At 65.6% G+C, this 13674-nt stretch carries 8 protein-coding genes; 4 read left to right on the top strand and 4 right to left on the bottom strand.

The features are described 5' to 3' along the window. Window positions 1-96: 96 nt before the first annotated feature. From aqpZ to AB4Z42_RS13975, 3 genes are all read right to left on the bottom strand, one after another. The gene (gene aqpZ, locus AB4Z42_RS13985) at window positions 97-870 is read right to left on the bottom strand and encodes an aquaporin Z (RefSeq protein WP_442009782.1); all 774 of its coding nucleotides are present in this window, start codon (window positions 868-870) and stop codon (window positions 97-99) included. A 115-nt stretch (window positions 871-985) separates the two neighbouring features. Next, window positions 986-2053: a cupin domain-containing protein gene (locus tag AB4Z42_RS13980; RefSeq protein ID WP_442009781.1), complete on the bottom strand. Its 1068-nt coding sequence runs from the start codon at window positions 2051-2053 to the stop codon at window positions 986-988. Between the two features lie 78 nt (window positions 2054-2131). After that, window positions 2132-2938, bottom strand: coding sequence for a PaaI family thioesterase (locus tag AB4Z42_RS13975; RefSeq protein ID WP_442009780.1), 807 nt, complete (start codon window positions 2936-2938; stop codon window positions 2132-2134). Between the two features lie 62 nt (window positions 2939-3000). Here AB4Z42_RS13975 and AB4Z42_RS13970 point away from each other — a divergent pair, with 62 nt between their 5' ends. From AB4Z42_RS13970 to AB4Z42_RS13955, 4 genes are all read left to right on the top strand, one after another. Beyond that, window positions 3001-5061, top strand: coding sequence for a heavy metal translocating P-type ATPase (locus tag AB4Z42_RS13970; protein ID WP_442009779.1), 2061 nt, complete (start codon window positions 3001-3003; stop codon window positions 5059-5061). Window positions 5062-5474: 413 nt separating this feature from the next. Beyond that, window positions 5475-10055 (top strand): glutamate synthase large subunit, encoded by a 4581-nt coding sequence (gltB, locus tag AB4Z42_RS13965; protein WP_442009778.1) that lies wholly within the window; start codon window positions 5475-5477, stop codon window positions 10053-10055. Next, complete coding sequence (locus tag AB4Z42_RS13960) at window positions 10048-11514, top strand: glutamate synthase subunit beta (protein ID WP_442009777.1); 1467 nt, start codon at window positions 10048-10050, stop codon at window positions 11512-11514. The genes gltB and AB4Z42_RS13960 overlap by 8 nt, the downstream gene beginning before the upstream one ends. Before the next feature lie 57 nt (window positions 11515-11571). Next, the gene (locus AB4Z42_RS13955) at window positions 11572-12411 is read left to right on the top strand and encodes a polysaccharide deacetylase family protein (RefSeq protein ID WP_442009776.1); all 840 of its coding nucleotides are present in this window, start codon (window positions 11572-11574) and stop codon (window positions 12409-12411) included. Window positions 12412-12800: 389 nt separating this feature from the next. Here the strand turns inward: AB4Z42_RS13955 and AB4Z42_RS13950 are convergent, their stop codons facing one another. Beyond that, window positions 12801-13661 carry an LLM class F420-dependent oxidoreductase gene (locus AB4Z42_RS13950; protein ID WP_442009775.1) on the bottom strand — a complete coding sequence of 287 codons (861 nt, stop codon included), beginning with the start codon at window positions 13659-13661 and terminating at the stop codon, window positions 12801-12803. Window positions 13662-13674: the final 13 nt, after the last annotated feature.

Here is a 13674-nt window from a genome sequence, read left to right as displayed (position 1 = left end):
GCTGATCTGATCTTGGACGATTCTTGGAACATCACCACAGCCCCGGCACGACGGTGTCGCCCCGGGGCTGTGAGGACAGTGGCTCTGTTGGCCGGCTTACGTGGCGGTTTCCTCCAGCGCGTCGTCGCGCACCGGGCGGTCGGCGAGTTCCTCGTGCGAGCCGAACAGGTACGGATAGGCGATGCCCGCGATGGCGGCGCCAACGAGCGGCGCCAGCCAGAACGCCCAGAGTTGCATCGGTGCGCCCTCGCCGTTGAAGAACGCGACGGCGGTGGACCGTGCCGGGTTGACCGAGGTATTCGAAATGGGGATCGAGATCAGGTGGATCAGCGTCAACGTGAGCCCGATCGACAAGCCCGCGAAACCTTTTGGTGCCCGATCGTCGGTGGACCCGAGAATGACCAACAGGAAGATACCGGTCAGCACCACCTCAGTGACCAGGACTGCCACCAACGAGTAGCCACCCGGGGAGTGATCGCCGTAACCGTTGGCGGCCATGTTGCCCGCAGCGGTCCAGCCTTCCTGGCCCTTGGCGATGATGTAGATGACCATGCCTGCCACCACGCCGCCGATCACCTGGGTGATCCAGTACGCGGGCAGCACTTTCCACTCCACTCGGCGCGCCAGCGCCGCACCGAGGGTGACGGCGGGATTGAAGTGGCCGCCGGAGATCGTGCCGAAGGCGTACACGCCTGTGAGCACGGTCAGGCCGAAGGCGAGTGCGACACCGAGAAACCCGATGCCCAGCGATACGCCGTCGGCAGAAGCGAATTTCGCGGCGAACACGGCGCTACCGCAGCCGCCGAGAACCAGCCAGAACGTTCCGATGAACTCAGCTGCCAATCGGTGCAGCATTGTCGGCTCACGCATGCGTGACTCCTTCGTTGGTGTGACGCTGTGCCTGAGGGTGACATGGATTCATGCCGGAGCGAATGGTCGTGTCCAAATCGTGCCGCGATGGAAATCAACGCAATAACCGCGTGATCTAGCCTTTCCCGCCCGTGCGTGCGTCGACGGGATTGCACCGATTGACGATGAGCGGATCGGTCTTGGTGAACGGGAAGGCCGGCAGGTCGTCGATGTGCATGTTGAATGTCGCGGCCAGCACTTCCCGCGAGTAAGCGCTCGCCGACGCGCGGTAACCGATGTCACCGGGCATCGGCTGGTCGAAGAAGATCGCGAAGTGGATGTCGGGCGCATCGACGACCTCGATGTGATGCGGGTAGGCGCGCGGGATGAAGTAGACGTCGCCCTCCTTGAGGAGGTAGGTGTCCAGCGAACCGTCGGGGTCCATCACGGTCATCCGCCCGGATCCCTTGTGAACATAGCCCATTTCGGCGGTGATGGGATGCCAGTGCGGTTCGCGCATACCGTCTTCGCGAATGCGCAGCGAGTACATCGACAGATCCTTGAGCGCCGGCCAGTACTGCGCCCGTGCCAACCGCGCCGAGCCGACCGCGACGCCGATGGTCGGACTCTGCGCCTCGACGGCGAACTTGTGCGGATCGTCGAAATGCGCGGTCGACGGAACGTCGGGATCTCCCACACGTGCGGCCAACTTACGGTCGGTGGTGTCGCGGCGCATCGCCGAAAAATCGGCGGCAGGCAGGTCATAGGTGTTGCCGAGGACGGCGTCCGTCATCGCACCGAAAGATGCTGCCAGGCCGAAGTCTTCGGGCCGCTCACTGCGGAACGCGAGGATGAACTCGGCGGGCTCCTCGCCGATGTTCTCGATGTGATGCAGTGAACCGGAGTCGATGTGGAACATCTCACCCGCGCCGACGGTGAAACTGGAGAACCTGCTGTAGCTGTCGAGCACCGAAACCAGCGACGTGCCTGATATGCAGTACGTGAGCTCGTTGCAGTTCGCATGCCAGTGCGGTGTGCGCATCGCGCCGGGGTTGACGACGATCCGCTTGATCGACATGCCCGACAGGATCGGGAAGGTGTCGGCGGTGACCCGCGTGATCGACCCGAGGTCGTTCTGCTCGACGACTTCGCCGCCGGTCAGCGAGATCGCATGCAGGCTGGAGGTCTGGAATGTGGAAGTCATGGCCACATGCTCGCGTCGAAATCGACGTTTCGCAGAGGTCTTCTCGAATTTCCGCTGCGAAACGTGGATTTCGATGGTTCAGCTGTACGCGGTCAGTCGCGCGACGATGGCGACTTGCCCGTCCGGACCGATGGCCTGCGCCTCCCCGATGCCGCTGCGGCGGCCCACCCGTAAAGCCGTTCCGACATAACGTGACTCGGGGCTGCCACGAAACTGGCGGATGAAGTTCACCCGGAGCGATGCGGTACGCAGCGGCCGCTCGTCGCGTCCTTCGTTGATCGCTGCGGATGCCACCAGTTCCAGCGCCATGGCGGACACGCCACCGTGCACGATGCCCAGACTGTTGTTCAGCACCGGGTCGGGCAGCTGCTGAAGTGCCTTGGTCGAGCCGCCACTCTCGGCGACCCGGACCGCCATCCGATCGCTCAGTGGGCCGGGTGGCATCGGGCCCGTGGGGCCGTCGAAGGGGAACTCCGCGAGATGTCCCGGGACGCTGATGTAGAAGGAGCGCACCGTCGCGGTGGCCAGCGTGGTGCCCCGGTGGGTGAACTCGCACAGTCCCAGTGCGACGTCGCCCTTGGCGCCGAACGGTCGCGAGGTCGCCTCCACCGGCACTTCGGGGGCTCGCGCGATGACGTCGACCGCGTCGGGGGACACCTCGAGGGAGAGCTCACTGGACAACGTCCACTCGTCGTCGCCGCGGCGGTGATGGTTGACCAGGCCGCCGACATGGTCGACCAGCATCGCCAGCGGCGCGATCGTCGGAGCGCCGTTCAGCGGGTTGAACATGTAGCCCGCGGGTATCGACGCGACGACGCCGGCGGGACCGTCCTCGGCCGTCACGATGCCGAAGCGGCCCAACGGGGTGTTCAGTGGGTGTGACATCGCGATACAGCGTGACGGGCCGCACCTGTCCTAATACCCCCTAGGGGTATACAATCGCCAGCATGACCGAAGTAGCCCACACCGAGCATCAGACGACCGCGGGCCATCAGGGTCACGACGGTCACGGCTCTCACGGACACGGCGACCACGTCGCAGCGTTCCGTCGAATGTTCTGGGTGATGCTCGTGCTGGCCGTCCCGACGGTCGCGGCCTCACCGATGTTCGCGATCATCCTGGGCTACACGCTCCCGCAGTTCCCAGGGGTGCAGTGGGTGTCGCCGGTGCTGGGCACCGTGATGTACGCCTGGGGTGGCCGACCGTTTCTGACGGGAGCAGCCAGCGAGATCCGTTCGCGCGCACCGGGAATGATGCTGCTGATCGGGCTGGCTATCACCGTGGCGTTCGTTTCCTCGTGGGGGGCGAGCCTCGGGTTGCTGCACCACCAGCTGGACTTCTGGTGGGAACTGGCGCTGCTGATCGTGATCATGCTGCTCGGCCACTGGATCGAGATGCGGTCGCTGGCTCAGACCACGTCGGCGCTGGACTCCCTGGCGGCCCTGCTGCCAGATGAGGCCGAGCGCGTGGTGGGTGACGGCGCAAACAGCACCGAGACGGTCGCGCCGTCTGAACTGCGTGTCGGGGACGTCGTGCTCGTGCGGCCCGGTGGCAGCGTTCCCGCCGACGGCGAGATCGTCGACGGATCGGCGGACGTCGACGAGTCGATGGTCACCGGGGAATCCCGCCCGGTGCGCCGGGGCGTCGGCGATCAGGTGGTCGCGGGCACCGTCGCGACGGACTCGGGTCTGCGTGTCCGGGTGACGGCCGTCGGCGACGACACCGCGCTGGCGGGCATCCAGCGCCTGGTGACCGACGCGCAGAACTCGTCGTCGCGGGCGCAGCGCCTCGCGGACAAGGCGGCGGGCTGGCTGTTCTGGTTCGCCTTGAGCGCCGCGGTCATCACGGCCGTCGTGTGGGGCCTGCTCGGGGCGCCCTCGGAGGCGGTGGTGCGCACCATCACGGTGCTGGTGATCGCCTGCCCACACGCGCTGGGGCTGGCGATCCCCCTGGTGGTGTCCATCGCGACCGAACGTGCCGCCCGCGGGGGCGTGTTGATCAAGGACCGGCTGGCCCTGGAGAGCATGCGCACCGTCGGCGCCGTGCTGTTCGACAAGACCGGGACTCTGACCAAGGGTGAGCCGACCGTCACCGCGATCGCCACCACCGGCAGCCGCGAAGAAGATGAGGTGCTGGCGCTGGCGGCCGCGGCGGAGGCGGACTCCGAGCACCCCCTGGCACGCGCGATCGTCGGGGCGGCCAATCGGCGTGGGCTGTCGCTTCCGCGGTCGGCCGATTTCAGTTCGTCGCCGGCGGTCGGGGTCGAAGCGGAGGTCGACGGGCATCGGGTCCGGGTCGGCGGTCCGCGACTCCTGGATGAGGCGGGACAGGACGAGCTGCCCGACCTGTCGGCATGGCGCGACGAGGGGGCGATCGTGCTCCACGTGCTGGTCGACGGTGTGGTGGTCGGGGCCCTGAGGCTGGCCGATGAGGTGCGCCAGGAGTCCCGCGAGGCCGTGGAGGCGCTGCACCGGCTGGGTATCGAGGTGGTGATGATCACAGGCGACGCCGAGTCGGTGGCCCGTTCGGTAGGCGACGAACTCGGCATTGACAGGGTTTTCGCAGGTGTACGCCCGAAAGACAAGGCGGCGAAGGTGGGCGAGCTCCAGCAGGAGGGGCTGAAGGTGGCGTTCGTCGGCGACGGGGTCAACGATGCACCCGCGCTGGCCCAGGCCGACGTCGGTATCGCCATCGGCGCGGGCACCGATGTGGCCATCGCGTCGGCAGGGGTGATCCTCGCGAGTTCTGACCCACGTTCGGTGCTTTCGGTGATCCTGTTGTCCAGGGCGACGTATCGCAAGATGAAGCAGAACCTTTGGTGGGCAGCGGGATACAACCTGATCTCGGTGCCGCTCGCGGCCGGTGTCCTGGCGCCGGTGGGGTTTGTGCTGCCGATGTCCGTGGGCGCGATCTTGATGTCGGTGTCGACGGTCGTGGTGGCCGCCAACGCTCAACTTCTGCGCAGACTGGATCTGCGGCCCGAGGGGAGCGTGCGGGCCATTCTCTAAGAATCTGGCTAAGCTTTGTGCAAACCCGAATATCAAGGTCAACGCAGGGTATTCCCTTGAACTGACACTTCAGCAAACATCTGAAGGGAGGAAGCCGAGAGTGTGACACGCTTCGCAATGTGGATGCCGGCACGGAATGCGACCGAAATACCAACGCCAGCAACACATTTCGATGCCGCGCGCCGCCCGATTCGCGGAGGCCGCGGGCAAGCCCGAAACGCCTAGTTAGGCGGTCCTAAGTTGGCATGTCACGCACCGTTTGTCATATCGTTTTCCTCACTTGTGGCGAGTGGGAATTGGGCCGTCGTTCAGTGCTGCACGAAGGAACCGCCCTCGCCGAAACGGCCCAAAGGCCGTCATCGATGGTTGGCCAGCGGAATCTTCGCTCGGCGTGCGGAAAAGGGTAGGTGGGAATGGCGCCCAGCAGTCAAGGGCTGTACAACCCCGCGTTCGAGCATGACGCGTGTGGCGTGGCCATGGTCGCGGACATGCACGGCCGCCGCAGCCGCGAGATCGTCGATGCGGCGATCACCGCGCTGGTGAACCTCGAACACCGCGGCGCCCAGGGTGCCGAGCCGCACACCGGTGACGGTGCGGGCATCCTGCTGCAGGTTCCCGACGCGTTCCTCCGCGAGGTCGTCGACTTCGATCTTCCCGAGTACGGCAGCTACGCCACCGGCATCGCATTTCTCCCGCAGTCGGCCAATGACGCCGCCACCGCATGCGAAGCCGTGGAGAAGATCGCCGAGGCCGAGGGGCTCGAGGTGATCGGGTGGCGCGAGATGCCCACCGACGATTCCTCCCTCGGTGCGCTGGCCCGCGATGCCATGCCGACGTTTCGGCAGGTGTTCATCACCGGCGCCTCAGGAATGGAACTGGAACGTCGCGCCTACGTGGTGCGCAAGCGCGCCGAGCACGAACTCGGCACCAAGGGGCCGGGACAGGACGGGCCCGGCCGCGAAACCGTCTATTTCCCAAGCCTTTCCGGTCAGACCTTCGTCTACAAGGGCATGCTGACCACGCCGCAGCTCAAGGCGTTCTACCTGGACCTGCAGGACGACCGGCTCACGAGCGCACTCGGCATCGTGCACTCGCGGTTCTCGACCAACACGTTCCCGTCCTGGCCGCTGGCCCACCCGTTCCGGCGGATCGCCCACAACGGCGAGATCAACACCGTCACCGGCAACGAGAACTGGATGCGGGCACGCGAGGCGCTGATCAACACCGATGTGTTCGGCGAGCAGAACCTCGACAAGATCGTCCCGGTGTGCACCCCCGGCGCCTCGGACACCGCACGCTTCGACGAGGTGCTCGAGTTGCTGCACCTGGGCGGCCGCAGTCTTCCGCACGCGGTCCTGATGATGATTCCCGAAGCCTGGGAGCGCAATGAGTCGATGGACCCGGCCCGGCGGGCGTTCTACGAGTACCACTCCTCGCTGATGGAGCCGTGGGACGGCCCCGCGTCGATGACCTTCACCGACGGCACGGTGATCGGGGCGGTGCTCGACCGCAACGGCCTGCGCCCGTCGCGCATCTGGGTCACCAAGGACGGTCTGGTGGTGATGGCGTCGGAGGCCGGCGTGCTGAACCTGGACCCGTCGACCGTCGTGAAGAAGATGCGCCTGCAGCCCGGCCGTATGTTCCTGGTCGACACCGCGCAGGGCCGCATCGTCGACGACGAGGAGATCAAGGCCGAACTCGCCGCCGAGCAGCCGTACCAGGAGTGGCTGGACGCCGGCCTCTTCAAGATCGAGGACCTGCCCGCCGGCGACTACGTGCGGATGCCCCATCACCGGGTCGTGTTGCGCCAGCAGGCTTTCGGCTACACCTATGAAGAGCTGAACCTGCTCGTCGCCCCGATGGCGCGCACCGGAGCCGAACCGCTCGGCTCGATGGGCACCGACACCCCGGTGGCCGTGCTGTCACAGCGGCCCCGGATGCTCTACGACTACTTCCAGCAGCTGTTCGCTCAGGTCACCAACCCGCCGCTGGACGCCATCCGCGAAGAGGTGGTCACCAGTCTGCAGGGCACCGTCGGCCCAGAGGGCGACCTGCTCAACCCCAACGCCGAGTCGTGTCGGCAGATCGTGCTGCCGCAGCCCATCCTGCGCAACGCCGAACTGTCCAAGCTGATCTGCGTCGACCCCGACCACGAGATCCGCGGCCACAAGCATGGCCTGCGGGCCGCCGTCATTCGGTGCCTCTACCCGGTGAACCGTGGCGGGCAGGGCCTCAAGGAGGCGCTCGAGACTGTCCGGGGCAAGGTGTCGGCCGCGATCCGTGACGGCGCGCGGATCATCGTGCTGTCCGACCGCGAGTCCGACGAGCAGATGGCGCCGATCCCCTCGCTGCTGAGCGTCTCGACCGTGCACCACCACCTGGTTCGCGACCGCACCCGCACCCAGGTCGGGCTCGTCGTCGAGGCGGGCGACGCCCGCGAGGTCCATCACATGGCATGCCTGGTCGGCTTCGGCGCCGCCGCGATCAACCCCTACATGGCCTTCGAGTCGATCGAGGACATGGTCGACCGTGGCGTGATCGCGGGCATCTCCAGCGACCAGGCGAAGGCCAACTACGTCAAGGCTGCGGGCAAGGGTGTGCTGAAGGTGATGTCCAAGATGGGCATCTCCACCCTGGCGTCCTACACCGGTGCGCAGCTGTTCCAGGCCATCGGCATCAGCCAGCAGTTGCTCGACGAGTACTTCACCGGGTTGACGTGCCCCGTGGGCGGCATCGACCTCGACGACATCGCCGACGACGTCGCCGCCCGGCATGCGCTGGCGTATCTGGATCGCCCCGACGAGTGGGCACATCGCGAGCTCGAGGTCGGCGGGGAGTACCAGTGGCGCCGCGAAGGCGAGTACCACCTGTTCAACCCGGACACCGTGTTCAAGCTGCAGCACTCGACGCGCACCGGCCAGTACTCGATCTTCAAGGAGTACACCAGCCTGATCGACGATCAGAGCGAGCGGATGGCCTCGCTGCGTGGTCTGCTGAAGTTCAAGGAGGGTGAGCGCGCTCCCGTGCCACTCGACGAGGTGGAGCCGGCCAGCGAGATCGTCAAGCGATTCTCCACCGGTGCGATGAGCTACGGCTCGATCTCCGCCGAGGCTCATGAGACGCTGGCGATCGCGATGAACCGCCTTGGCGGACGGTCGAATTCGGGCGAGGGCGGCGAGGCGGTCCAACGTTTCGATCGCGACGAGAACGGCGACTGGCGCCGCAGCGCGATCAAGCAGGTGGCGTCCGGCCGATTCGGTGTCACCAGCCATTACCTGACCAACTGCACGGACATCCAGATCAAGATGGCCCAGGGCGCGAAACCTGGTGAGGGCGGCCAGCTTCCGGGCAACAAGGTGTATCCGTGGGTCGCCGAGGTGCGGCACTCGACGCCCGGCGTCGGATTGATCTCCCCACCGCCGCACCACGACATCTACTCGATCGAGGATCTGGCACAGCTGATCCACGATCTGAAGAACTCCAACCCGCAGGCGCGCGTGCACGTGAAGCTGGTGAGCGAGAACGGCGTCGGAACGGTTGCGGCGGGCGTCTCGAAGGCGCACGCCGACGTCGTGCTGATCTCCGGTCATGACGGCGGCACCGGCGCGACACCGCTGACCTCGCAGAAGCATGCGGGCGCGCCGTGGGAACTCGGTCTGGCCGAAACCCAGCAGACCTTGCTGCTCAACGGACTTCGCGACCGCATCGTGGTGCAGGTCGACGGTCAGCTCAAGACGGGCCGCGATGTGGTCGTCGCCGCCCTGCTGGGGGCCGAGGAGTTCGGTTTCGCCACGGCACCTTTGGTGGTGTCGGGCTGCATCATGATGCGCGTGTGCCATCTCGACACCTGTCCCGTCGGTGTGGCGACCCAGAATCCGGAACTGCGGAAACGGTTCGTCGGCAAGCCCGAGTTCGTCGAGAACTTCTTCATGTTCATCGCCGAAGAAGTACGGGAGATGATGGCTCAGTTGGGCTTCCGGACTGTCAACGAGATGGTCGGTCAGGTCGGCGCGCTGGACACCAAGCAGGCGGCCGAGCACTGGAAGGCCTACAAGCTCGACTTGGCGCCGGTGCTGCACGAGCCCGAGTCGGCCTTCATGAACCAGGACCTGTATTGCAGCTCACGTCAGGACCATGGCCTGGACAAGGCGCTGGATCAGCAACTGATCGTGATGTGCCGGGAAGCACTGGATTCCGCTTCACCCGTCCAATTCTCCACAACCATCGCCAACGTCAACCGCACCGTCGGGACGATGCTCGGCCACGAGGTGACCAAAGCCTATGGCGGCCAGGGGCTTCCGGACGGCACCATCGACATCACGTTCGACGGCTCGGCGGGCAACAGTTTCGGCGCCTTCGTGCCGAAGGGCATCACGCTTCGCGTCTACGGCGACGCCAACGACTACGTCGGCAAGGGTTTGTCGGGCGGGCGGATCGTGGTGCGCCCGTCCGATGACGCACCGACCGACTATGTCGCCGAGGACAACATCATCGCGGGCAACGTCATCCTGTTCGGCGCCACCAGCGGCCAGGCGTTCATCCGCGGTCAGGTGGGCGAGCGATTCGCGGTGCGCAACTCCGGCGCGCACGCGGTCGTCGAGGGTGTCGGCGACCACGGATGCGAGTACATGACCGGCGGCAAGATCGCGATCCTCGGGCCGACCGGTCGCAACTTCGCGGCGGGCATGTCCGGGGGCATCGCGTATGTCTACGACCCGGACGACACGTTGGGGGACAACCTCAATTCCGAGATGGTGGAACTGGAAAGCCTCGACGACGAGGACACCCAGTGGCTGCAGGACATGCTCCAAGCGCATGTCGATGCCACGGATTCCGCTGTTGGACAGCGTATTTTGAGCGACTGGAAGCAGAATTTGAAGCACTTCACCAAGGTGATGCCCCGCGACTTCAAGCGGGTGCTGGAGGCCATCGCCGACGCTGAAGAGCGCGGTGTGGACGTCGACGAAGCGATCATGGCGGCCGCCGGTGCCTGATCCTCGCGGTTTTCTCAAGCACACCAAGCGCGAGACCCCGCCACGGCGGCCGGTCCCGCTGCGGCTTCTCGACTGGAAAGAGGTCTACGAGGACTTCTCCCACGACACCCTGCGTGAGCAGGCGAGCCGCTGCATGGATTGCGGTATTCCGTTCTGCCACAACGGATGCCCGCTGGGAAACCTGATCCCCGAGTGGAACGACCTGGTGCGCAGCGACCGCTGGCGGGACGCGATCGAGCGGCTGCACGCCACCAACAACTTCCCCGAGTTCACCGGGCGGCTGTGCCCGGCGCCGTGCGAAGGCTCCTGCGTGCTCGGTATCAACCAGGATCCAGTGACGATCAAGCAGATCGAGGTCGAGATCATCGACAAGGCCTTCGACGAGGGCTGGGTCGTCCCGCTGCCGCCGGACGTGCTGACCGACAAGAAGGTGGCCGTCGTCGGATCCGGACCGGCCGGCCTGGCCGCGGCCCAGCAGCTGACCCGTGCGGGCCATTCGGTGACGGTGTTCGAGCGCGAGGACCGCATCGGCGGCCTCCTGCGCTACGGCATCCCCGAATTCAAGATGGAAAAGCGCCATATCGACCGTCGGCTCGAGCAGATGACGGCCGAAGGAACCGAGTTCCGGCCCGGCGTGAACGTCGGCATTGATATAACAGCGCATCAACTCCGCCAGGAGTTCGACGCCGTGGTGCTCACCGGTGGTGCGACCGCCTGGCGTGACCTGCCCATCCCGGGTCGCGAGCTCGACGGCATCCATCAGGCGATGGAGTTCCTGCCGTGGGCCAACCGCGTCCAGCAGGGCGACGACGTCCTCGGCGACGACGGCGAACCGCCCATCACCGCCAAGGATAAGAAGGTCATCATCATCGGCGGCGGCGACACCGGCGCCGACTGCCTCGGCACGTCGCACCGGCAGGGCGCGGCCAGTGTGCACCAGTTCGAGATCATGCCCCGCCCGCCGGAAGAGCGCGCCGACTCGACTCCGTGGCCGGTCTACCCGTTGATGTTCCGGGTGACGTCGGCCCACGAAGAGGGCGGCGAGCGCGTCTACTCGGTCAACACCGAAGAATTTCACGGCAGCGACGGTCGGGTCACACAGCTGCGTGGCCACGAGGTCGAGATGAAGGCGGGCAAGTTCGAGAAGATCGACGGCAGCGACTTCGAGTTGGACGCCGATCTGGTCCTGTTGGCGATGGGTTTCGTCGGCCCGGAGCGCGAGGGGCTCCTGACGGACCTGGGCGTCGAGTTCACCGATCGCGGAAACGTCGCGCGCGACAAGAACTTTGCCACCAATGTGCCGGGCGTGTTCGTGGCCGGTGACATGGGCCGCGGCCAGTCGCTGATCGTCTGGGCGATCGCCGAGGGCCGCGCGGCGGCCGCCGGTGTGGACCGTCATCTGATGGGCAGCACCGCGCTTCCTGCCCCGATCAAGCCGACGGCTGCGCCACAGCGCTAATCGCGACACGCCACGCAATCAGGGGCATTTGCTCCAGCTCGCGGGACAGTAATGGCGATGACGGGCCGTTACCGAGTCCCGCGCGCGGGTTCTGAACTCAACCGGCGCCACTTCCTGGTGGCGCTGTCGGTCGTGACCCTTTCCGGGGTCGGACTCGGACGGTGCGCGGTCGGCGCGCAACCCCGAGTGGCGGGCGCGGCCGCAGAGGTCTCCGAACCCGTGGCCGACGCACCAGCGCCCCTGTTGCCGCCACCGCCGCGATCGGCGCGGGTCCAGCTGCCCGGCGGTGTTCTGAGCAGCCTGCCGGGTGAGGGTGATCTGCTCGCCCTGACCGTCGACGACGGGGTGAACAGCGACGTTCTGAGGGCGTACACACAGTTCGCCAAGGACACCGGCGTACGACTGACGTATTTCGTCAACGGCGTCTACCGGTCGTGGACCGACCACGTCGACCTGTTGCGGCCGATGGTCGACAGCGGACAGATACAACTGGCGAACCACACGTGGTCGCATCCGAACCTGACGAAGCTTCCGTTGGTTGCTGTGGCCGAGGAGCTTCGCCACAACCACGATTTCCTCTGGAAGACCTACGGCGTCGACGCTCGCCCGTACTTCCGGTCGCCCTACGGTGCGCACAACGCGAACGTCGACAAGGTGGCGGGCGATCTGGGCTATACAGCCGACACGCTGTGGTCCGGGACGCTCGAGGACGATCAGGTGATCCCGGAGGCCGAGATAGTCAAGATGGCAGCGAAGTACTTCAACCCCCAGGCGATCGTGATCGGCCATCTGAACCACTTGCCGGTCACGAATGTCTACGGGCAACTGGTCGACATCATTCGCGCGCGGATGCTGCGCACGGTCACCCTCGATGACGTATTTCTGCCTCCCGAATAGCCCAAAATCCAAGTCACATAAACAACATCAGTCACACCAGAAACATCAGATGATTTTTCGGCGCGCCTCGCGCAGTTTGCCAACTCTCCGGTATTTAATGACTTCATGCGGGCATTGCGCTAGGGTAAGGCCCCGAGCAGCTATCGGTTTCGACGCAGGAGTTTTCACTGTGTATCTCAACTCAGTATCTCGGTATCGGGTGAATCGAATCGCCTGGTCATTGTTCCGACACCCACTGAAGAGCCGCGAATTCCCCGCCAAGGCGGAGCGGTTGATCACTGCCGACGAGCTCCTCCGCTTCGGCGTCTAGCGAACAAAAAGTCCTCCGGTCGGCCGTGCCGGCCGCCGAGCGACCCCACCTTTGCCGAATCGTTATATTTTCGTGACCGTCAACTAAATTTGCTGTCTAGCAGGCCGGATGCCTGAATCTCGTTGGCGAGCGGCTCGAGAACACCGGGATCGTATGGCGGCGGCAAATAGATGATGGCGAGATCCAGGCCCTCCTTGCCCAGCGCCCCAGCCTCCTCGACGACCTTTCCGTAGTTGCGGTCCTCGCCGAGCCGAACATGCGCCGACAGCATGATCTCCTTGGGATCGCGGCCGATATCAGCGCAGTGCCCGGCGAGCACATCGCGCTTGCGGGCGAATTCCTCCGGCGGCCCGCCGACGAAGTTCCAGTGCTGGGCGTAGCGGGCGGTGATCTTCAGCGTGCGCTTCTCGCCGCTTCCCCCGATGCAGATGGGCGGGTGCGGTTGTTGCGGACCCTTGGGCTCGTTGCGAGCATCCCTGAGTTGGTAGAACTTTCCGTCGAACGTCGTCGACTCTTTCGACAGCAGACTCGTCAGCACCTCGCAGGCTTCCTCGAACCGGTCGAAGCGTTCCTTGATCGAGCCCAGCTCGATGCCGTACGCGCCGGACTCCTCCTCGTTCCAGCCGGCGCCGATACCGAGTTCCAGGCGGCCGCCCGAGACGATGTCGAGTGCGGAGGCCATATTGGCGAGCACGGCGGGGTGCCGGTAGTGAATGCCCGTGACGAGCACACCTACCCGCAGCCGCTTGGTCGCCTGAGCCAGCGCGGTCAGCGTGGTCCAGCCCTCCAGGCACGGCCCGGTGGAATCCGAGAAGATCGGATAGAAGTGGTCGAAAGTCCAGCCGGACTCGAAGACCTCGATATCGTCGGCGGCCTGCCAGACGGCCAGCATGTCGGCCCAAGTGGTGTTCTGTGGGGAAGTTTTGAATGCGAATCTCACTGCACCCAGGCTA

It is taken from the genome of Mycobacterium sp. 2YAF39, assembly GCF_052114565.1.
In the GTDB taxonomy this organism is placed as follows: Bacteria; Actinomycetota; Actinomycetes; order Mycobacteriales; family Mycobacteriaceae; genus Mycobacterium.
This window is presented reverse-complemented; position numbering and strand designations above follow the sequence as displayed.